Here is a 21,842-nt window from a genome sequence, read left to right as displayed (position 1 = left end):
CCTTACTTGGCCACCGGCATGGTGAACTCCGCCCCCTTGCCGATAGTAGCCGACCAGCGCTGCATGATGGACTTGTAGCGGGTATAGAAGCGGATGCCCTCCTCGCCATAGGCATGGGTATCGCCGAAGAGCGAGCGCTTCCAGCCGCCGAAGGAGTGCCAGGCCATCGGCACCGGGATGGGCACGTTGATGCCCACCATGCCGACCTGGATGCGGCGCGAGAACTCATGCGCCGTATTGCCATCGGCAGTGAACAGCGATACACCGTTGCCATACTCGTGGGCGTTGATCAGTTGCACGGCCGAGGCGAAGTCCGGCACCCGCACCACGCACAGCACGGGGCCGAAGATTTCTTCCTGGTAGATCTTCATCTCGGTGCTGACGTTGTCGAAGAGCGTGCCGCCGATGAAGAAACCTTCTTCATGGCCTGACACCTTCAGGCCACGGCCATCGACCAGCAGCTTGGCGCCGGCATCGACACCGCTCTGGATATAACCTTCCACCTTGGCCTTGTGGGCTGCCGTCACCAGCGGGCCCATCTCGGCATCGTCTTCCATGCCGTTCTTGACCTTCAAGGCCTTCACGCGCGGGATCAGGGCTTCCACCAGCTTGTCGGCCACACTGCCCACGGCCACCGCCACCGAGATCGCCATGCAGCGCTCGCCAGCCGAACCATAGGCCGCGCCGATGAGCGCATCCACGGCCTGCTCCAGGTTGGCGTCGGGCATGACCACCAGGTGGTTCTTGGCGCCGCCCAGGGCCTGTGCGCGCAGCGGGAAGGTGCCGGCGCGTTCGGTGGCCTTGCGATAGATGTATTCGGCAATCGGGGTAGAACCGACGAAGGAGACTGCCTGTACCTCCGGATGCTCCAGCAACGCATCCACCGCCACCTTGTCGCCTTGCACCACGTTGAAGACACCATCAGGCAGGCCGGCACGCTTGAACAGTTCAGCCAGCATCAGGGAAGGTGAAGGATCGCGCTCGGAGGGCTTGAGCACGAAGCTGTTGCCAGTGGCGATCGCAATCGGCGCCATCCACAGCGGCACCATCACCGGGAAGTTGAACGGCGTGATGCCGGCCGTCACGCCCAGCGGCTGGCGCAGGTTCCAGTTGTCGATGCCGCCGCCGATGTTGTCGGTGAACTGGGTCTTGAGCAGTTGCGGGATACCGGTGGCGAATTCGACGATTTCCAGGCCACGGGTCACCTCCCCTTTCGCATCCGAGAACACCTTGCCATGCTCCAGCGTGATGGCACGGGCCAGGGCATCGTGGTTCTGCTCGATCAATTCCTTGAACTTGAACAGCACGCGGGCACGCTTCAAGGGTGCGGTCTCGGCCCAGGCCGGTGCGGCGGCACTGGCAGCGGCGACTGCAGCGTTGACTTCAGCGACCGACGCCAGCGCCACCTTGGCGGCGACGGCGCCGGTCGCGGGGTTGAATACGTCCTGGCTGCGGCCGCTTTCCGAACGCGAAAGTTGGCCATTGATGAAGTGGTCGATGTGCGGGAGGCTCATAAGGTTTCCTTTGGTGTTGTCGATGTCGGGTGAAGGTGCCGTCTCCTGCGCCTTCCTGCGATACGTCGACCAGGTCAGGGTCGGCATGGAACAGCAAGAATAGTCCTCGCCCGAGCCTGCATCCAATGAGGAATTATCAAGAGCAATATAAAGGATGCTTATAATCCGTCTTTATTGTTCACATGATACCCACACGATTCCCACAAGATATTCACCTGGATATCCACGGCCTTATCCACAAGTGGGAAAGCCAGGATGAAGCTGTGATCGCTGGAGATGACGATGGATTTGACGCAATTACGTGCATTTATCTCGGTTGCCCATGAAGGCAACCTGACCCGGGCCGCCGAGAAGCTGCATTTGACCCAACCCGCTGTGAGCCTGCAGATCAAGGGCTTGCAGGAAAGCCTGGGCCTGCAATTGTTCAATCGCAGTGCATCCGGCATGGTCTTGACGGTGGAAGGCAATACCTTGCTGCCACTGGCCGAGCGCATCCTGGCCGATGTCCAGGAATTGCGTCGGCATGCCAGCGGACTGCGCTCCAGTGATGATGTCCTCACCGGGACCTTGGCCATCGGCACCATCCTCGACCCGGAATTCATCCGGCTGGGTGCTTTCCTGAAGTTGCTGGTCGAACATCATCCGCGTTTGTCGACCCAGCTGTCACATCACATGTCGGGATCAGTACTCAACGAGGTGCGGGCCGGCCATCTGGACGTCGGCTACTTCCTGGGCGATCCCGGCAAGGGCTTCCACGCCATGACGCTGACTTCCTTCACCTACAACGTCATCGCCCCGGCAGGATGGAAAAACCGGGTCTCCGGCAAAGGCTGGAAGGAACTGGCGCGCCTGCCCTGGATATGGACACCCGCGGAATCGGCACATCATCGTCTATTGAGCCGTATCTTCGTGCAACATCAATCAAAACCACATACGGTAGCCTTGGTGGACCAGGAGTCTTCCATGCTGGATCTGGTCAAGTCCGGGGTCGGGCTTTCCCTGGCGCGGGAGTCGATTGCCCTGAACCAGGCGCAGGCCCATGGTCTGGTGATCGCTGATGCGGTCGAGTTGTCGACGGAGTTGAGCTTCATTTCGCTGGAAAAAAGACAACATGAAGATGCCATCCAAGCGGTATTTCAATTATTGCAACAGGTTTGGCAGGCCTGATGGCGGTCGACCGGGCTTGTTAATTGACTAACAGACATCTATTTAGTGTCTATATGGCAATAGACGTCGTGGATTTCTCCGTCTTCATGCAGAACCAAAAGGACGTTTGAATCGCTGTAGGCCTTTGCCAAGGGCTTTTGGGGCGGTTTTGGTGTTTGAAAGCCAACTTTTTGGAAAGATGTCCACCGCGTGCGCTCTTCCGGTCTTTTAATTCAGATGTGGATATATATAAATAGTAGTAGTAGTTAACGTCGCCAAAAACTGTGGATAACCTTGTTTACCTGAGAAAAATCAAAACCTTAGCTTTCTGATAAACGCTTGGTAAGCTTCTGCATTGCGAAGGAACAGATTCTGGACAAATTTTCGGCGGTGGATAAATTACGCAGATATACCCAAAACGTCCGGCAGATATGCAAAGACTTATCCACAGCCGCCTCCAAACCCGGGCAAAAACCATCAGAACGCCATGACCGAAGCAAAACGTTTCCAGGTTGTCCTGCAACCATCGGGTTTGCAATTCGAACAGGTTCCGCATCTTTCCCTGCTGCAATCGGGTCTCGCCGCGGGCATACGCATGCCCAGTTCTTGCCGTAACGGCACCTGCCGGACGTGCATGTGCAAACTGTCCACAGGCGAAATTGCCTATCAGATCGAATGGCCTGGTCTGACCAGGGAAGAAAAGGCCGAAGGCTGGCTGCTTCCTTGCGTGGCTGAGGCCCGCAGCGACCTGGAGCTTGACGTTGCGGACGCCATCGCTCTTCACGGCGACTGATTTATCCACCGTCGTTTCCTGTCATGGGCCCCTGATTTCCCCTTTCATCCCTCCCTGTGGATAAAAAAACGTCGCCAGGCATGCGATTTACCCACAGGCGGCCTTGCAATCTCTGGATAACCAGCCCCCTGCATGCACCTCACCGAATCGTCATGGTGGGGCTGTGAGGGTGCCTCAGATGGATACCTTGAAATCCTGATTTTTCAGCCTCGAGGCGCTAGGTCACTCCTGGCGCTTTTCCTGACGGTGGTGCGGTTCTCTGGTGTGGCAGACACGTGTGCGCGCAGCGAGAGCTCGCGCAGTTCGGTTTTATATCTAAGCTGTTTATAACTTTAGTAGTGATGGTTAACGTCTGTGGTTTACTGTGGATAACCTGGTTTACTCACGAAAAATCAGGCAATTGCGAACGGGATAAGCACAAGGGCAAGCTCTGTATGACGCCATCACCAATCTTGGATAAAAATTCGGCTTTGGATAACTTTCCCAGTTTTCCCCAATCCATGAAAAAGTTATTCAGAACTTTATCCACAGGCTAATCGAATATGAAGGAATTTCAGGGTTTGAAACCCGAAATGTGACGAAGTGGGTGAAATCGCCCAATTGGTCACCGATTTAGGTCATTCATAAGGGATTGAAGGGGGGAAGAGGCAGGATTCTGTCTTCCAACGACCACTACCTCGGACGCAAGCCGTGTCACTGTTGCGGAAAACGAAGCTAAAACGAGGCGGGGGCAGGAAAGTTATCCCCTGCCCCCGCCGATAAAACAACAGTCTGTTGGCCCTGCCTATTTTTTGGGCATACCCTTTGTGACAGCAGTCTTGCCGGGTGGCGGCGCCTGTGGTGCTTTCTTCACTTCTTCGAGCAGATGGTCGCAGTCCGCCTGCTGGTCGCCATCGACATTGATCAGGGGCAGGATGGCGGTCACCGGTGCCAACAGGCCCAAGGCGACCGCCCCTCCTGCACGCAATGCCAGCACTCCCTTGTTCACACCGACGTCCGGGTTCTTGAAGCTGCCCTTCACGTACAGCGGGGACCGCAGCGAGATGATGCGCAAGCCCTTGCTGCGCGGATGCACGTTCAGGTCCAGCAATTCGCGCTTCATGTCGATGTCGCCATCCACCACGATCAAGGCGTCTTCAGTGTCCAGCAACAAGGTCTTCACCTGCATCACGCCATCCTGCACCGGCAGGTCGCCGGCCAGGCAGTTCAGCTTCACTTCCTTGTCTCCGAACAGCTTGCTGATGACCACGTTGCCCACGTTGAGCCCGGCCGCTTCCAGCAGGAACTTGCTGATCGCACCCTTGTTGACCAGGGTCTTCACCTCGCCATTGGCCGAGCCCAGCATGGCGGCCACCGAATTGCCGGTGGCGCTCAACTGGGCGTCGCCGTTGATCTCGCCGAAGCTGGTGCGCGAGGCATCAAGCTGGGGATACAGCTTCTGGATCTTCAGCTTGCGTGCGGCCAGCTTCAGCTCCGACTTCATCTGCGCCGCCTGGCCGTCAAGCCGGATGGTCGAGCGCAGATTGCCGCCGGCCATGCCGAAGTTGAGCGGGTCCAGGCTCAGTACCTTGTCCTTGAGGATGAGGTGGGCCTGCAGGTCGGTGATGGGCAAGTCCTTTTGCCGGATGATGCGCTTGCCGGTAAAACGCACATCAGCATCCAGCGCACCCCAGGCCTCGGTGCTGAAGGTCTTCACCGGGAGCACCTTGTTGCCCGGCTGGCGTTCCTCGGCGCCGCGTTGGGCCTTCTCGGCGTTGGAATCGGCACCGATCAGGGGCGCCAGGTCATCGAAGCGCAGCACGTTGGAGGTCAGCGCCCCCGTCAGTTGTGGACGCGCGCCCCCGGTCACGTAATCCAGGCTGCCGTTGATATCGCTGTCGCCCACCTTGCCGCTGAAGTCCTGGTAGTGCCACTGACTGCCGCTCTCGCCGATCTTGCCCAGCAGATGGCCTTCGGTGGCGAAGGGCGGCGTTTCCGGCAACAGGATGCCGGTCAGCGGATACAGGTTGCCCATGCTGGCGCCGGCCACCGACAGCCGCAGGTCCAGCGCCGCCAGTTCGGCCGGTTTGGTGAGCGTTCCCTGGATACCGATGCGGGTCTTGCCCACCTTGACCTGGGCCTGCAGCGGATACGGCTGCTGCTGGTCCTGCAGCGAGAGCACTCCACCGGCCTTGCCCTGGCCGCTCACCGGGGCGCCGTTGAAGGTGCCGCCGAGCTTCCATCCCAGTCCGTAGACCTTCTCCTTGTCCGGATCCAGGGTGTCGATATCGGCCTTGATGTTGAGCTTTTGCACCGCATCGTCCAGCGCCAGCTTGCCCTGGCTCAGGCTGATGCGGCCCAGGCTGAGCTGCCAGGCCGAGGGCGCACTGTGGTCGCTGGCGAAAGTCCAGTTGTTCACAGCCTGGCGGTTGCGCAGCAAGGAAACCGAGGGCGCCTGTACCTCCAGCGCAGGCAGGGAAATCTTATGCACAAGCAGCGGCAGCGGATTGAGGGTGAAACTGACCAGCCGCACGGTGGCCATCTGGCCAGCGCCGCTGAAGGTAGGGGGATTGCCGACACGGATATCCTCGGCCTGTAGCCGGGGCCACGGTACCCAGCGCGCCCAGAAGCCAGGTGGCGCCGCACCTGGGGTGGCGTCCGTGCCTGCTCGCTGCCAGTGCAGGGAGAGATTGCCGTCGATGGCGAACTCGCGCCCGATCGCGGTCGAGACACGCGCGTTGATCCAGGGTTTGGCCCGGTTCCAGTCGAAGGTGAGGATGAAAATGACCGCGGCGGCGATCAGGATGAGCAGACTGGCAAGCAGCCAGAGAAGGATTTTGGTCAGGCGCGGCATCGCTTCGGCATCCCCTATGAAGGGTTATCAACATGCGCCGACGCCCGCCGACAGCGGCTTTCCCGAGCGCCAGTCTCCGTGGCGCCTGTGGATAGATCAGGCCGGGAAAGCCCTATGCTGCCAGCGCCGCATCAGCGCTTCATGTTGATACGACCGAATTCGTCATGTGTTGTTGCAGACAAGTGAGCACGTAGCCACTTATGGGCCGGATTGCGGGCGTCGCGTTCATGCCACAACATGTCCACATGCTCTTCCGGGGTCTGGAAGGGCAACTCCTTCACCACCAGCACCTCGGCCATGCCGGTGGCGGCCACCAGGTGGCGCGGCAGCACCGTGAGGAGCTCTGAACTGGCCACGATGCGGCCGGCCGTGAAGAACTGGTTCACCGTCAGCAGGATCTTGCGCTCCCGGTTCATGCCGGCCAGCACGTCATCGATCACCGCGTGTGGCTTGCCCGACAGGCTCACCAGCAGGTGGTCGGCGCTGCAATAGCTGTCCAGCGTCAGTGGTTGGCCTGCCAGCGGGTGGTTCTTGTGCATCACGCAGACATATTGGCCGGTGTAGAGCCGGGCGTGGCTGATCTGGCTCTTGGCCATGCCCTGGCCATCGGCCAGCTGCGCGGTCACGCCGGGGAAAAAGCCGACTGCCAGGTCGATGTCGCCGCGCAACAGCATGGCGCGGGGGTCACGCGTGGTCAGCGGCATCATCCGGATCTTGATGCGGGGGGCGTCGCGCATGATGGTGCGCACCAGGGAGGGCAGCCACAGCGCGGCGGTGGCATCCACCATGGCCATGCGGAAGGTGTTCTGGGCGCGCGAGATATCGAAGCTCTCCGGCGCGATCACCGCTTCCAGCTCCGACAGGGCCCGGCGCACGGTGGGCCACAGTTCCTCGGCGCGGGGCGTGGGCTTGACGCCATGGGCGGTACGGATCACCAGATCGTCATTGAGGGTGTCGCGCAGGCGGCGTAGCGCATTGGAGACAGCCGGCTGGGTCATGGCCAGCAAGTTGGCCGCACGCGTCAGATTCTGCTCGGTCATGACGGCGTCGAATACGCGCAACAGGTTCAGGTCCAGGGTGAGAAAGCTCATGGGGCGGGCCTTTGCGGCAGGAAGGAAGTCATTGGGGGGGCCGATGAGCGCTGCTGATCGCCACCCGAAATATTATTCACAGATTATATAACTGATATCCGAAACGGAAAGTGGTCAAACAAATGTGAGTTCACTACACTGCAATGCAACATAACACACAACGTCAAGGATCGAATCATGGCAACCATCGCACAAAGCACCAACAGCACCTTCAAGAGCAAGTTCGCCGCCGTCATGCGCAACATCTTCATCCACTTCGTCAAGGCCCACGAGCTGCAAGCTGTTGCTCTGGTCGCCGCCGAACAGGATCGCGCATCGGGCACCCGCCAGCTGAACCGCATGGCCGACAAGTTCGAAGCCACCCAGCCTAACCTGGCTGCTGAACTGCGCTTCATCGCTTCGCGCGGTTAATCGAAGGTTTCTGCTTCACCAGTTTCAGGTTTTACCCGTCACGCATGACACTTGCGTGACGCTGGCGCCAGGTCCTGGAGATCGGCGCCGGTATCAAGGATTTCGGTAGTTCCGGCGCGTACGGCGCTTATGTTGACGCTGATTCGATCAACGCGTCAGGACACCGATCCGTTGTCTCCTCCTCCCTCTTTAGGAAGGATTAACCCCGTAGGCCATGCCTGCGGGGTTTTTTTTCGTGCATTGCGAACGGGCTGCTCACCATCGGCGACGACTTCCGTTCGAGATATTCACAGTCCCTTCGCGCTCCGTCAAACGGCGTTGCAGATTTGCCGCATCGCGATCCGCCAAGCCATCGCCACCTTGCCAGCCGGCTAGTGTGAAAATGGCAATGAAGGCCAGCCATCAAGGGTTTGCGGGCCATGGTGCCGTTGTCGCCGAGGGCTGCAGAGCTATATTCACAAACTCTATATCTGATATGAGAACTCTAAAGTAGTCATACAGGAGGCCAAACCGCATACTGCGACGCAACAACAGTGAACTTGAACGCCGCGCAGTCGTGTCGCGGCCTGATTATCAGAGGTAGAAATATCATGTCCTTTCTGAACCTGGCCTTTCCTGCAGAAGCAGCCCTGCCCTTCGCGCAATCCCTGATGGGCATGCTGGTGGCGTATATCCGCCCGGCGCTGGGTCTGGGCGCACTGGTGACCCTGGTAATGGTGTTCAAGCCGCTGATCCTGGGTCTGGCGCAAGCCGCCGTCCTGCTGGTCAAGCCGCGCAAGTCGCTGGAGCAACGCATCCTGGCGCACAAGTTCAGTGGCAAGCGCATGCTCAACCGCATGGCCAACGAATACAGCATGACCCAACCGAATTTTGCAGCCGAGCTGCGCAACATGGCTGCCCGCGACTGAAGTCGAGTCTCCGCCTGCCGTGCGACTGATGATCCGTCTTCTGGTCGTTTTGTAGTTTTGTAGTACGTACTGTGTCTCCTCCTCCCTCTTTAGGAAGGATTAGCCCCGCTAGCGCAAGCTCGCGGGGCTTTTTTTATCCACAGCCCGGACCCGGGCCAGCGTCAACGTGATAACTTGTCCACCCGCCAACCCTCACAGCATTTCCGCAACACATCATGTGCCAGCTTCTCGGGATGAACTGCAACACCCCCACCGACATCGTCTTCAGTTTCACCGGCTTCGCCACCCGGGGCGGCCTGACCGATCACCACCGCGATGGCTGGGGCATTGCCTTCTTCGAGGGCTCGGGCGTGCGCACCTTCGTCGACCACCAGGCCGCCGTCGATTCTCCCGTGGCCGAACTGATCAAGCACTATCCGATCAAGTCACAGCATGTGATCGCCCACATCCGCAAGGCGACCCAGGGCCGCGTCACCCTGGCCAACTGCCATCCCTTCGTGCGCGAACTGTGGGGCCGCTACTGGGTATTTGCCCACAACGGCGACCTGAAGAACTTCACGCCCGAGCTCGATGGCCCCTACCGCCCGGTCGGTACCACCGACAGCGAACTGGCCTTCTGCTACATCCTGCAGGAGATGCGCAAGCGCTTCGGCGACACCCTGCCGCTGCTGGCCGACCTGCGCCCCGCCCTGCGTGAGATCGTCGAGCGCATCGCCAGCCACGGCACCTTCAACATGCTGCTCTCGGACGGCTCGGCGCTTTATACCCACTGCTCCACGCATCTTTATTACATCGTCCGCCAGCACCCCTTCACCACCGCCAAGCTGTCCGATGACGACCTCTCGGTCGACTTTGCCGAGGTCACCACCACCAATGACCGGGTTGCCGTCATCGTGACCCAGCCATTGACCAACAATGAAGTCTGGACCGCTTTCCAGGCCGGCGAAATGAAGGTCTTTGTCGACGGCAACGTGGTCGATTGAGCAACCCGGCTGCCAACCACAGTCACCTGTCCACAGCTAAATCTGCCGCGAAAATCCACTTTTGCACAGGCTGTTACAAAAAATGCGGGCGGATTGCCCGCCTCGTCTTATCCACAGCTGATGACTCTGTCCCCCTAACACCGCCCGCTCACGGGCATTCCGGTGTCAGGGTGACGATGCGCTGCTGCGCAGCCTGTGGATAGTTCAGATTTTTCAGGGATTTTTGCCAGCCAACCTGTGGATAACTTGGGTTTACCGGAGTAAAATGCGTCCCTCGTTTCGCGCCCGGACGACTTCGTCCATCCAGGCCCGTCCTCCGGACGCGGCAGGCGGGCGCCGCACTTATCCGATAAGAAAGCTTCATGGAAAACTTCTGGCAGGCTTGCTCCCATAAACTCGAGCAGGAGCTGACCCCTCAGCAATACAGCGCCTGGATCAAGCCGCTGGTGCCGCTCGACTTCGAGGATGGGCTCCTGCGCATTGCTGCGCCCAATCGCTTCAAGCTGGACTGGGTCAAGACCCAGTTCGCCAACCGCATCACCGCGCTGGCCTGCGAATACTGGGACGCACCGACCGAAGTCCAGTTCGTGCTGGACCCGCGCGGCAACCAGGGCCGGCGCCCGGCCGCCAGCCCGCAAGCGGCCGGCGGCGGCGCCAATGGCCTGGGCTTGCCCAACCACGAACAGTTGCATCTGGATCCCGAACCGGCCCAGCCGGTGCGTGCCATCGCGCCGCGCCAGGAACAGTCGCGCATCAACCCGGTCCTGACCTTCGACAACCTGGTCACCGGTAAGGCCAACCAGCTGGCCCGCGCTGCCGCCACCCAGGTCGCCAACAACCCCGGTACCTCGTACAACCCGCTGTTCCTGTACGGCGGCGTGGGTCTGGGTAAGACCCACATCATCCACGCCATCGGCAACCAGGTGCTTGTGGATAACCCGGGCGCCAAGATTCGCTATATCCACGCCGAACAGTACGTGCGCGATGTGGTGACGGCCTACCAGCGCAAGGGTTTCGACGACTTCAAGCGCTATTACCACTCGCTGGACCTGCTGCTGATCGACGATATCCAGTTCTTCGGCGGCAAGAGCCGCACCCAGGAAGAATTCTTCTACGCCTTCGAAGCCCTGATCGCGGCCAAGAAGCAGATCATCATCACCAGCGATACCTACCCCAAGGAAATCAGCGGCATGGATGACCGCCTGATCTCCCGCTTCGACTCCGGCCTGACGGTGGCCATCGAGCCGCCCGAGCTGGAGATGCGCGTGGCCATCCTGATGAAGAAGGCCGCCGCCGAGGATGTGGTGCTTTCCGACGACGTTGCCTTCTTCGTCGCCAAGCACCTGCGCTCCAACGTGCGCGAGCTGGAAGGCGCCCTGCGCAAGATCCTGGCCTACTCGCGCTTCCACGGCAAGGACATCACCATCGATGTCGTCAAGGAAGCCCTGAAGGACCTGCTGTCGGTGCAGAACCGCCAGATCTCGGTGGAAAACATCCAGAAGACGGTGGCCGACTTCTTCAACATCAAGGTCGCCGACATGTATTCCAAGAAGCGCCCGGCCAACATCGCCCGCCCGCGCCAGATCGCCATGTACCTGGCCAAGGAACTGACCCAGAAGAGCCTGCCGGAAATCGGTGACCTCTTCGGCGGCCGTGACCACACCACGGTGCTGCATGCGGTGCGCAAGATCGCCGCCGACCGCGCCAAGAGCCCGGAATGCAACCACGAACTGCACGTGCTGGAGCAAACCCTCAAGGGGTGACCCCAGCATCCACCGGCCAGGCCTGTGGATAAGATGACAATGCCGCCCGCGTCCGCGCCGGCGGCATTTTCTTTTCCACAACGACATTTCCGCGCCCGCCCGGCGGATACCTGTGGATAAATCAGCAGGATCGCCTGCGGCGATTCAACTCCCGGCGCGCGGGAAGTCCTCCGCACGCGCCACCCGGTTTTTTGATCCTCTCAGCCCCACCCTCCCCCCGGGCGGACTACTCGGAAGAGGGGATGATTGGTACAATGGAAGGCGTTATTTCGCAGGCGGACGCAAGGGCCGGCCACGGAGCAGGAAATCCGCGGAATAGCACGGAAACTTCGAATAAATACCCGAAAACATCCGGCAAATGTATTCAAATGTTCCGAACGTATAGCCAAGTGTTTCTGGCTTCCCGACATTGTCATAGTTATCTGGACAATCGCGGGTTGCTGTATCACCAGCTTTTCGGGAACGGGTTCCGGACCGGTGGCTTACCGGTCATGCCACCAGCAGGAGCGTTGCATATTCAGGCAGGTTGGAATGCAGACGGCGTTTTTCACCAGAGGAGGATGACGCGCACGATGGGCATGACGCAAAGCCGGCCGACGGCACCCTTTAAACCATTACTAGCAAGGACAAACTGACTATGCAATTGGTTAAAACCCAACGAGACACGCTCCTGCGTCCTCTGCAGATCGTGAGTGGTATTGTCGAGCGTCGGCACACGTTGCCGATTCTGGCCAATATCCTCATCCGCAAGGACGGCGAGAAGGTCTCTTTCCTGTCCACCGACATCGAAGTGCAGATCACCACGCACGCCGACGTCGGCTCCGGCAATGAAACGACCGCCACCACCGTGGCCGCCCGCAAGCTGCTCGACATCCTGCGTGCCCTGCCCGATTCCGGCGAAGTCGCCATCTCCCTCTCCAACAAGCGCCTGACGGTGCAATCGGGCAAGTCCCGCTTCGCGCTGCAGACCCTGGCTGCCGAGGAATTCCCGACGGTCGCCCAGGCCGAGCACTACAACGCCCAGGTCAACCTGCCGCAGAAGACCCTCAAGCACCTGTTCAACATGGTCCACTTCGCCATGGCCCAGCAGGATATCCGCTACTACCTCAACGGCCTGCTGCTGGTGGTCGAAGGCAAGAACGTGATCGCCGTCGCCACCGATGGCCACCGACTGGCCTTCTGCCAGGTCGAGACCGAACAGGACTTCCCGCGCCAGGAAGTGATCATCCCGCGCAAGACCATCATCGAGCTGCAACGTCTGCTGGATGACAGCGATGAAGAAGTCCAGCTGCAGATCGCCAACAACCAGGTCAAGCTGACCTTCGCCGACATCGAGCTGATCTCCAAGCTGGTCGAAGGCAAGTTCCCCGACTACACCCGCGTGGTGCCCAAGGGCTACAAGAACAGCTTCACCATCAGCCGCGACCAGCTGCTGCGCTCCCTGCAACGCGCTGCCATCATGACCAGCGACAAGTTCAAGGGCGTGCGCTGGGTGATCGCTCCCGGCAGCCTGAAGATCAGCTCCACCAACGCCGACCAGGAAGAAGCGGTCGAAGAACTGGAAATCGACTACGGCGGCGACACCGTCGACATCGGTTTCAACGTCAGCTACCTGCTCGACGTGCTCAACAACCTGAAGAACGACTACGTCAACATCGCCCTGGGCGATGCCAATTCCTCGGCCCTGATTACCATCCCCGAGAACGCCGACTTCAAGTACGTCGTCATGCCGATGCGGATCTGAGCAACACCGCTTCACGCGCCCGAGGGGCCGTCCCAGACGGCCCCTCGGTTGCTTTTAAGAATTCCAAGAATCCCCCGACGAATTCCGTTTTTTGCAGTCCCCTAGTCGTTTGGCTAGCAATTTCAGAAGGTAACCATGTCCTCCAGCCCCGCAGACAACACCAATTCCGCGCAACAAAGCTATGGCGCTTCTTCCATCCAGATCCTGGAAGGCCTGGAGGCGGTGCGCAAGCGTCCCGGCATGTACATTGGCGACACCTCTGACGGCACCGGCCTGCACCATCTGGTATTCGAAGTGCTGGACAACTCCATCGACGAAGCCCTGGCCGGCTATTGCACCGAGATCCACGTCACCATCCACGCTGACAATTCCATCTCCATCACCGACAACGGCCGCGGCATTCCCACCGGCCTGAAGATGGACGACAAGCACGAACCCAAGCGCTCCGCCGCCGAGATCGTGATGACCGAGCTGCACGCCGGCGGCAAGTTCGACCAGAACTCCTACAAGGTCTCCGGCGGTCTGCACGGCGTGGGCGTGTCCTGCGTGAACGCACTGTCGAAGAAACTGAAGCTGACCATCCGCCGCGATGGCCGTGTGCATGCGATGGAATTCGCCAGGGGCGTCGTCCAGAACCGAGAGCTGGACGTGGTCGATGGCATTCAGGTCTCGCCCATCAAGGTCGTCGGCGACTCCGACAAGCGCGGCACCGAAGTCCACTTCTGGGCTGACGAAGAGATCTTCACCCACGTCGAATTCCACTACGAAATCCTGGCCAAGCGCATCCGCGAACTGTCCTTCCTCAACAACGGCGTGCACATCAAGCTGACCGACCAGCGCACCGGCAAGGAAGAAGACTTCGCCTTCGAAGGCGGCACCCGCGGCTTCGTCGAATACATCAACAAGAACAAGAGCATCCTCAACCCGACCATCTTCCAGGCCACCGGCGAGAAGATGTCGGACCAGAACACCCTGATTTCGGTCGACGTTTCCATGCAGTGGAACGACGCCTTCAACGAACAGGTGCTCTGCTTCACCAACAACATTCCCCAGCGTGACGGCGGCTCCCACCTGACCGGCCTGCGCGCCGCCATGACCCGCGTCATCAACAAGTACATCGAAGAAAACGATCTCGCCAAGAAGGCCAAGGTCGAGATCTCCGGCGACGACATGCGCGAAGGCCTGACCTGCGTGCTCTCCGTGAAGGTACCGGAACCCAAGTTCAGCTCCCAGACCAAGGACAAGCTGGTCTCCAGCGAAGTGCGCGGCCCGGTGGAAGAAATCGTCGCCAAGACCCTGACCGACTTCCTCGCCGAGAAGCCCAACGACGCCAAGATCATCTGCGGCAAGATCGTCGAAGCCGCCCGCGCCCGCGAAGCCGCCCGCAAGGCCCGCGAACTGACCCGCCGCAAGGGCGTCATGGACGGCCTGGGTTTGTCGTCCAAGCTGGCCGACTGCCAGGAACGCGACCCGGCCCTGTGCGAGCTCTACATCGTCGAGGGTGACTCCGCAGGCGGCTCGGCCAAGCAAGGCCGCGACCGCAAGTTCCAGGCCATCCTGCCGCTGCGCGGCAAGGTGCTGAACGTCGAGAAGGCGCGCTTCGAGAAGATGCTCTCCTCCGAGCAGATCACCACCCTCATCGCCACCCTGGGCACCAGCATCGGCGCGGATGAATTCAACCCGGACAAGTTGCGCTACCACCGCATCATCATCATGACCGATGCTGACGTCGACGGCGCCCACATCCGCACCTTGCTGCTGACCCTGTTCTACCGCCAGATGCCGGCCCTGGTCGAACGCGGCCACATCTACATCGCCCAGCCGCCGCTATACAAGGTCAAGGCCGGCAAGGACGAGCGCTACCTCAAGGACGATCTGGAAGAAGCGCAATACATGATGCAGATCGCCCTGAACGACGCCGAGATCAAGCCCGCCGAAGACGCCCCCGCCATCAGCGGCGAAGCCCTGGTCGAACTGGCCCGCCAGTACAACACCGCCAACGCCATCATCATGCGCCTGTCGCGCGCCATCGATGACGCTGCGCTCAACGCCATCATGACCGCCGGCGTGGTGCTGAAGATGGAAAACATCGAGCAAGCCACCGCCACCGCCGCCGAACTGAAGAAGGCCATCAACGACAGCAACATCGACGTGCAAGCTCGCGTGGACGAGCTCAGCGAAAAGGTGGCATTGCACATCCATCGTCGCCAGCACGGCAACATCAAGGCCACCGTGATCGACGCCGACTTCGTCAGCGGCCCGGACTACCAGGTGCTCTCCACCGCCGCCGAGACCTTCAAGGGCCTCATCCGCAAGGGCGCCACGGTGGCCCGTGGCCAAGGCGAAAAGCGCAAGGAATCCGTCATCACCGACTTCCGCCAGGCCATGGGCTGGCTGCGCGACGAAGCCGAACGCGGCGTCAACAAGCAGCGCTACAAAGGCCTGGGCGAGATGAACCCCGAGCAGCTGTGGGAAACCACCATGGACCCGACCGTGCGCCGTTTGTTGAAGGTGCAGATCGAGGATGCCATTGCGGCCGATCAGATCTTCATGACGCTCATGGGCGATGATGTGGAGCCGCGTCGGGCGTTTATTGAATCTAATGCGTTGCAGGCGGGGAATATTGACGTTTGATTTCGTTTGTAGATAGCAGCATAAGTTGAGAAGAAAAGGGCTCATATGTGAGAACCATATGAGCCCTTTTTGCAAGCGACCGAATCTGAGCTATGCGACATAAAAAGAAACTAAATTACAAAAAACACTCAAGCAAATACAGCTTGGCGCGCAGGTGCGCTAAGGGAAAGATCTGACCCAAGATGAAATGGCCTCCATAGCAGGAGTTACCGCCCGTAGTTTTGGAGATTGGATGCGCGGAGTAATTGCTCCAAGTGGTATGACTGTTGATTCGCTCGCAGATTTGACCCTCTCATTTGACCCTCCTTCCACTTTCGTCCGAAGGCCGCCACGCGGTCATAGGAGCCCTCGTAGCCGAGGGTTAGTGTTAGGTGCAATTCAACAAGTCGGAATCAATCCGGTTGCGAGGGCAGCTTTGCCGCGTAGTTCTTCCCCCGCAGTTGCTTGAGTTCAGGCAAAACTACGTACCAATGGCTGACCTGGCCAAGAGGCATGGGAACGAAATCGTCAGCGTTATTCAAGCAATTATCGGGCATTGAAATCTTTGGCGCTCAACGCGTTGAGGACGGCGCCATGCGAAGGGCTTTGATCCGTATTGCTGATTTGTGCAAGCTTGCCGTAATTGGCGCAAAGCTGGAAAGGACCTTTTCGTTTCCGCTTATTCAGATGGCCACTAGCTAGATGTGGCCGGACTTTCTAAATTTGGATTGCCTTTGATAGCTTCTTAGGTGGCTCGATAAAAGGCTGACCGGGGACAAGATTAAAATTACAGTCCTCGGGAGCTAATCCGCCGAGTTTCAGAACCATAATGGATTTGCCCTTCTGAATCAGATCTTCCAGCATTCGTTGCTCCAAACTCTCGAGATGCGATAGTAAGTGAACGAACTTTGACAGGATATCGTCGCACTCTTCCCTCAGTTGATTCTTTGAGACCTCTACAGTCCGGACCTTTAGCATCTGCATATCTGAGTGAGCCGCTTGCGAGTTTCGTAAGCTATTTACTAAGGCCATATGATCCAGCGCGCAATGCTCAAATTCTAAGCAGAGATGAAATGGGTGCGCCAAGGTACCCACCAATGAAATACTATGCGGCTGTTTATCCTTCGCCTTCTTGCAGCTTGGACACGGCGATTCGAGTAACGCGCCGAGGGCCATACGATTGAAATCCTTTTCAGGGATCGCCGTGCAATAAAGTAGCTGCTTAATCGCCGTTTCGCAAAATCTGGCCGTGTAGAGGAGAATTTCGTTATAGAGGCGAAGTCTCTCAATTTCGGCATCTACTTCATCGTGATCGCTAGAGCTTGAACCGACATATGTGGCAAAGGAATTTACTAGTCGGCTGAAAATTGCTCCTAACGCTGCTCCACTATACGTGTATGGATTGTAGTAGCTTCCTCGATTGCCTTCCCCTTTTTCGGGTGGCAGCGAGAGCTCGCCTCTTCCCTCAAGCCACGCTCTCATTTCTGTGGCTAAGGGAAGAAAATTCACACCGACAATATCTGTGTCCCACCACCTGAAGCAATTAGCTCTGTACGTCCAGGGATGATGCGAGCCGTGCCAATCGCGGTCAGGGAGTTCATGTCTCATCTGTAGTGTTCACTGGGGTTGTTTGAGAACTTTCGCGGGGCCTCTGAGCTATGATGCTATAGGTCCACTCTAGTAGGCAACAAGATGCGATCCGACGTGTTTGTGATTGATGTAAACAAGTTCAAGCCTGGCGATGTGGTGCTTTCCACAAATTCTGCATCACGAGTAAGTCAAGTAATTCGAAAGGTCACTGATTCCAATTTCAGCCATGCATCAATAGCAATGATGGGCTCTAATTGCGTAGAGGCGGTAGGGAATGGTGTACGAGTAATGTGTTTGGAGCGCATACACGTCGCTGACCTAAGCAATGTTCGTGTGCTACGACTAAAGGCCTCGTTTGATGCGGATGTGCCAACCAAAGCAGCAAGCGCCGCCAAGGGATGCCTATTTAGACCATATTGGCCAAGAGGGGCAATGGCGGCGGGCCTAGGTCTATCAGGAGATAGGCGCAACGAAGACAGTTTTTTTTGTTCCCATCTTGTGGCGCATTGTTATATAGAGGCGGGGATAGAAATATTTGGTAGAGAAATACCGGAAGCAATTGTGCCAGGTGATTTTCTGCGATTGACCACTTTTTTTGACGATGTAACAGAGTCTGCCTTCAGAGCTATACCTAAGAAATACGCTCCAGCATTCGCGTTAGACGTAGAGGGGTATCCGGGAGATTCTGAGGATGCATTTGCAGCACTAAACCAGAATATATCTAGAAATTTAGATTCAGAATTTAAAACTGAAGAGTGGTTTCGTCCATTTAGGAACAAGTTGCATCAATTCTCTGAGTGGTACGGGCTATATTTTTATTTTCAGGATCTAGAAGTGCTTCGCAAATATGATGCAGGTCTAGTTAAATCTTTTAATAAATACGATTTTTCCAATTTTCTACGGTCTGAAATGTCGCGTAACCACCCGTTGATGTTCGTTACGATAGAACAGTGGGCGCAGCTGCTAGATACAGCGCCCTTTTCTCACAAAGACCTAGTCGCGCTGATCGAACTCTTGAAGGCATCGGAAGCGTCATTTCAGCAGAATACGGACATCTACATAAGTGATTTAGAAAAAGAAAATTGGCTCATGTCCCTTAAGCCAATGCTCATAGATTATGAAGGGGTACGTCTGTTGCAAGGGTTTTATAAGGAGCGTCTTGCTATAGCAAGAGAGTGCATAAAAATCACAAGTGAAAAGATTGGCCTACTTACTGCCCGGCTCTGTCGATAGCTCCATCCCTATTTTCTAACTCCTGCTATCTCTCCAGCGCTGTCACTGGATGAGCATGTTTCTTACATCTCACCCACTAGGATAGAACATCTACTGGACTTCGCGCTTGTCTGGGAGATGTAACTGCATTCGTTCTCAGTTCGAGGGGAACTCCGCTAACAAATTGTCGATGAGATTGGTGAATGGATGAGTTCGCAGCATACGCCAGCTTGATCAAATCTGTTCTCATGGGCTGCCGAACAAACGCATAAATCCTTCATGTGTTGATGGGAAAGTGATGATGGGCGTCCACATTCTAAGTGGCTCCGTTGGCGGCAAGCTAATAGCGAGGGCGGGAAAACTTCTCCGCATATTTGAGAAGCGGATTTTTTACGAATGGGGAGAGCAGCTCCACATCAGTGGGGCCCTAAGAACGTTGTGCATAAAAAACAAGATGCGTCAGATGGGCTACCACCACCAACGGTCATAGCCCATGCCACTGCATCTACCCGCTCAGATGAGCCTGCAGTCAGCGCCGCACTCGCCTTGCGCCAGCAGGTTGTCATTCCATTTGCCATCCGCATGCGTGCGCAAGTAGGGCGCCTTCCCGGCTTCACGCACAACCCCGATGTAGATGCGCTTTCCAGTGGCTTTGTCCACCGTGTAGAACGCCTCAGTCTTGGATTCGATGCGGGTGATCGCCGCTTCGCGGGTGTGGCGCCATTTGTTACCGGTGTGCCTGCCGCGGCGAGAACGTGAAAGCTTTATGAATTCTTTGGACTTTTTGGAAACCGAGGCTAGAGCTCGGTCAGTGACTTTCAAGCGCTTCTCTTCGCCGCACGAAGCTGCACAACATCTGGCGAGGCAGGTGCTGCATGCTGCCTAAGGAATGGAAACAAGTACCACTGCATACCGTCGCAGAAGTTCGCACAGGGCTGTCAAAGAACGCGCAACGTCAGGGTGCCACTCTGAAACGGCCATATCTTAGAGTTGCAAACGTGCAAGACGGTGCTTTGGACTTGTCTGACGTTCAAGAGATTGACGTACCGGCTAGTCAGACGTCGCGATATACCTTGCAAGCAGGTGACTTGCTATTAATCGAAGGCAATGGAAATCCTGAAAATCTCGGACGTGGTTGCTTATGGCAGGGCCAGATTCCCGACGCCGTTCACCAGAATCATGTGTTTGCTGTGCGAACGCATGGGAGCGGGCAGTTATTACCAGCGTTCTTGGAGTTGTTAGTTCAATCGCGATATGGCCGCGACTATTTTCTCTCTTGTGCTAAAGGCTCGACGGGCCTTGCATCGCTGAACTCCACGCAACTGAAAGGATTCCCAGTCATTCTTCCTCCATTTGACGAGCAGCTCCGTATTGCACGGGTGATCGACACATGGAACGCGACCATAGTTGCGACTGAAAGCCATCTCGCCAACAGTCGCAGACAGAGGCACTCGTTGATTGGGCACCTCCTGATGCCAGTCCCGTTCGGTACTGGGAAACGCACGGCGGGCGATGCCTTTCCCCCCTCCGTACAACCAGGCATTCCTCAACTACCCCAAACACCGAAGGGTTGGATCAAAACCAATTTGGGCGCCCATTTGAAAGAGGTCGTTCGTCCTGCAAGCCTTGATCTAGCCACAAACTATCGACTGGTTACGGTGCGTCGGTCCCGTGGAGGTGTCGACGAACGATGCGAATTGCCAGGGGCGGAAATCAAGACACCCACGCAGTTTTACGTCCACGAAGGAGATTTTCTTATCTCCAAGCGTCAGATCGTTCATGGCGCATGCGGCATCGTTCCGGCAGAACTGGAAGGCGCCATCGTCTCCAACGAGTACGCTGTTCTGAACACCTACGGCGATCTTGATCCGCGCTTCTTGCGCTACCTGTCTGAAACCACCTATTTCCAGCAAACCTGCTTTCACTCCAGCATCGGTGTGCATATCGAGAAGATGCTGTTCCGTCTGGATAAGTGGTTGAAATGGCCCATCAATCTGCCGCCTTTGGACGAGCAGCTTCGCATCGTGGCCATCCTTGATGCTGCTAGCCAGGAGGAGATGACGGTTCAGCGACAGTTAGATTTGCTTAGGGAAGAAAAACGCGCCCTCATGGCCGACCTGCTAACCGGCAAACGTCGCGTCCGTACGCCCGACACCACGGCGGAACCGGAGGCCGCATGAGCACCCTCCCCCAAACCCGCGAGCAATACAGCGCCCACATCCCGGCGCTGCATCTGCTGATCAATCTGGGCTGGCATTTCCTGAGCACGGCCCAGGCGCTGGCCTTGCGTGGCAGCACGCGGGAGGTCATCCTCAAGACGCGCCTCATCGAAGTGCTGCAAACCCGGCGCTTCGACTACAAGGGCGAATGGTTTCCGCTCTCGCCCAGCGGCATCGACCAGATCCTGCGGCAGGTGCAGGCGGTGAACCTGACCGAAGGCCTGTTGCCGGCCAACGAGCGGGTCTACCAGATGCTCACGCTGGGCGTGACCGTCACCGAGTTCATGCCCGATGGCAAGAAGCACCAGCCGACCATTGCCCTGGTGGATTGGAGCGATGCCACTGCCAACCGCTGGGACGTGACAGAAGAGTTGGAGGTGCTGTCCACCCATGGTACGCACCATCGTGTGCCCGATGTGGTGGCCTATGTGAATGGTTTGCCTTTGGTGGTGATCGAGGCCAAACGGCCCGATGCCACCCATGTGGGCCAAGCCATGGTCGATGAAGCCATCAGCCAGCAGCTGCGCAACCAGCGGCCGGACGAGATTCCCCAACTCTTTGCCTATGCCCAGTTGCTGCTGGCTGTGAGCCCCACCGAAGGACGTTATGGCACCACCAGCACGCCCATGAAGTTCTGGGCACGCTGGCGTGAAGAACAATTTAGTGATGCACAGCTGCGCGAGTGGAAGAACCAGCCACTCAGCGCCGATGCCGAGGCGGCATTGCTGGCGGGGAGGCCGGCCAAGCTGCAAAGCTACTTCCGACAACTGTGGGCGCAGCCGCTGCTCTCAACCGAGCAAGACCGCCTGCTCATCGCCTTGCTACATCTTGGATGTCCGCAGTCAGATCAATCTCGTCGCTCCCGTTGGCGGCTGGAAATGAATATCCACGTGGAGCGGAAGATGGTAGCGCTCGACTACCCTCTGTACAGAAAATCCCTCTTCCTCACGCCAACCTGCATTTACAGCAACGATTCCGCATCAATTGCACGTCTCTGTGCCATCCCGCCACACCCCACCCCC

At 57.9% G+C, this 21,842-nt stretch carries 17 protein-coding genes; 11 read left to right on the top strand and 6 right to left on the bottom strand.

The window, feature by feature from the left end; genetic code table 11:
- Positions 1-2: 2 nt before the first annotated feature.
- Positions 3-1,514, bottom strand: a complete 1,512-nt coding sequence (locus I5R65_RS22840) for a CoA-acylating methylmalonate-semialdehyde dehydrogenase (RefSeq protein ID WP_180671097.1) — start codon at positions 1,512-1,514, stop codon at positions 3-5.
- 282 nt (positions 1,515-1,796) lie between these two features.
- Here I5R65_RS22840 and I5R65_RS22835 point away from each other — a divergent pair, with 282 nt between their 5' ends.
- Entirely contained in the window at positions 1,797-2,681 is an 885-nt protein-coding gene (locus I5R65_RS22835) for a LysR family transcriptional regulator (protein ID WP_180671098.1), read from the top strand.
- Between the two features lie 466 nt (positions 2,682-3,147).
- Positions 3,148-3,453, top strand: a complete 306-nt coding sequence (locus I5R65_RS22830) for a 2Fe-2S iron-sulfur cluster-binding protein (protein ID WP_180671099.1) — start codon at positions 3,148-3,150, stop codon at positions 3,451-3,453.
- Between the two features lie 784 nt (positions 3,454-4,237).
- On the opposite strand, the gene I5R65_RS22825 is transcribed toward I5R65_RS22830, so the two are convergent.
- Together I5R65_RS22825 and I5R65_RS22820 are read right to left on the bottom strand one after the other, a co-directional pair.
- Positions 4,238-6,286, bottom strand: a complete 2,049-nt coding sequence (locus I5R65_RS22825) for an AsmA family protein (RefSeq protein WP_180671100.1) — start codon at positions 6,284-6,286, stop codon at positions 4,238-4,240.
- A 131-nt stretch (positions 6,287-6,417) separates the two neighbouring features.
- The gene (locus tag I5R65_RS22820; protein ID WP_180671101.1) at positions 6,418-7,377 is read right to left on the bottom strand and encodes a LysR family transcriptional regulator; all 960 of its coding nucleotides are present in this window, start codon (positions 7,375-7,377) and stop codon (positions 6,418-6,420) included.
- Positions 7,378-7,554: 177 nt separating this feature from the next.
- Here I5R65_RS22820 and I5R65_RS22815 point away from each other — a divergent pair, with 177 nt between their 5' ends.
- The 3 genes from I5R65_RS22815 (at position 7,555) to I5R65_RS22805 (ending at position 9,679) form a co-directional block, all read left to right on the top strand.
- A complete protein-coding gene (locus tag I5R65_RS22815; protein WP_006463444.1) occupies positions 7,555-7,788 on the top strand; it encodes a hypothetical protein in 234 nt (77 codons plus the stop codon).
- A gap of 590 nt (positions 7,789-8,378) precedes the next feature.
- Positions 8,379-8,696 (top strand): hypothetical protein, encoded by a 318-nt coding sequence (locus I5R65_RS22810; RefSeq protein WP_006463445.1) that lies wholly within the window; start codon positions 8,379-8,381, stop codon positions 8,694-8,696.
- A gap of 215 nt (positions 8,697-8,911) precedes the next feature.
- Positions 8,912-9,679: a class II glutamine amidotransferase gene (locus I5R65_RS22805; protein ID WP_180671102.1), complete on the top strand. Its 768-nt coding sequence runs from the start codon at positions 8,912-8,914 to the stop codon at positions 9,677-9,679.
- Positions 9,680-9,827: 148 nt separating this feature from the next.
- Here the strand turns inward: I5R65_RS22805 and I5R65_RS22800 are convergent, their stop codons facing one another.
- Positions 9,828-10,043, bottom strand: a complete 216-nt coding sequence (locus I5R65_RS22800) for a hypothetical protein (protein ID WP_196872329.1) — start codon at positions 10,041-10,043, stop codon at positions 9,828-9,830.
- On the opposite strand from I5R65_RS22800, the gene dnaA reads away from it, so the two are divergent.
- From dnaA to gyrB, 3 genes are all read left to right on the top strand, one after another.
- Positions 10,042-11,442 carry a chromosomal replication initiator protein DnaA gene (gene dnaA, locus I5R65_RS22795; protein ID WP_180671103.1) on the top strand — a complete coding sequence of 467 codons (1,401 nt, stop codon included), beginning with the start codon at positions 10,042-10,044 and terminating at the stop codon, positions 11,440-11,442. The two genes, I5R65_RS22800 and dnaA, sit on opposite strands and share 2 nt — an antisense overlap.
- Before the next feature lie 637 nt (positions 11,443-12,079).
- A complete protein-coding gene (gene dnaN, locus I5R65_RS22790) occupies positions 12,080-13,186 on the top strand; it encodes a DNA polymerase III subunit beta (RefSeq protein WP_180671104.1) in 1,107 nt (368 codons plus the stop codon).
- A gap of 135 nt (positions 13,187-13,321) precedes the next feature.
- A complete protein-coding gene (gene gyrB / locus I5R65_RS22785; protein WP_180671105.1) occupies positions 13,322-15,820 on the top strand; it encodes a DNA topoisomerase (ATP-hydrolyzing) subunit B in 2,499 nt (832 codons plus the stop codon).
- Between the two features lie 696 nt (positions 15,821-16,516).
- Here gyrB and I5R65_RS22780 read toward each other — a convergent pair.
- On the bottom strand, positions 16,517-17,407 hold the full coding sequence (locus tag I5R65_RS22780; protein ID WP_180671106.1) for a hypothetical protein: 891 nt from the start codon (positions 17,405-17,407) through the stop codon (positions 16,517-16,519).
- 84 nt (positions 17,408-17,491) lie between these two features.
- On the opposite strand from I5R65_RS22780, the gene I5R65_RS22775 reads away from it, so the two are divergent.
- Positions 17,492-18,622 (top strand): YiiX/YebB-like N1pC/P60 family cysteine hydrolase, encoded by a 1,131-nt coding sequence (locus I5R65_RS22775; protein ID WP_180671107.1) that lies wholly within the window; start codon positions 17,492-17,494, stop codon positions 18,620-18,622.
- Between the two features lie 492 nt (positions 18,623-19,114).
- On the opposite strand, the gene I5R65_RS22770 is transcribed toward I5R65_RS22775, so the two are convergent.
- Positions 19,115-19,423, bottom strand: a complete 309-nt coding sequence (locus tag I5R65_RS22770; protein WP_219341902.1) for a DUF3892 domain-containing protein — start codon at positions 19,421-19,423, stop codon at positions 19,115-19,117.
- Between the two features lie 53 nt (positions 19,424-19,476).
- On the opposite strand from I5R65_RS22770, the gene I5R65_RS22765 reads away from it, so the two are divergent.
- Together I5R65_RS22765 and I5R65_RS22760 are read left to right on the top strand one after the other, a co-directional pair.
- Positions 19,477-20,781, top strand: a complete 1,305-nt coding sequence (locus I5R65_RS22765) for a restriction endonuclease subunit S (RefSeq protein WP_180671108.1) — start codon at positions 19,477-19,479, stop codon at positions 20,779-20,781.
- The coding region (locus tag I5R65_RS22760) for a type I restriction endonuclease (protein ID WP_255493477.1) at positions 20,778-21,842 on the top strand (1,065 nt) is incomplete at its 3' end. The genes I5R65_RS22765 and I5R65_RS22760, both read left to right, overlap by 4 nt.

This window comes from Herbaspirillum sp. AP02, assembly GCF_015767275.1.
GTDB lineage: Bacteria > Pseudomonadota > Gammaproteobacteria > Burkholderiales > Burkholderiaceae_D > Herbaspirillum.
This window is presented reverse-complemented; position numbering and strand designations above follow the sequence as displayed.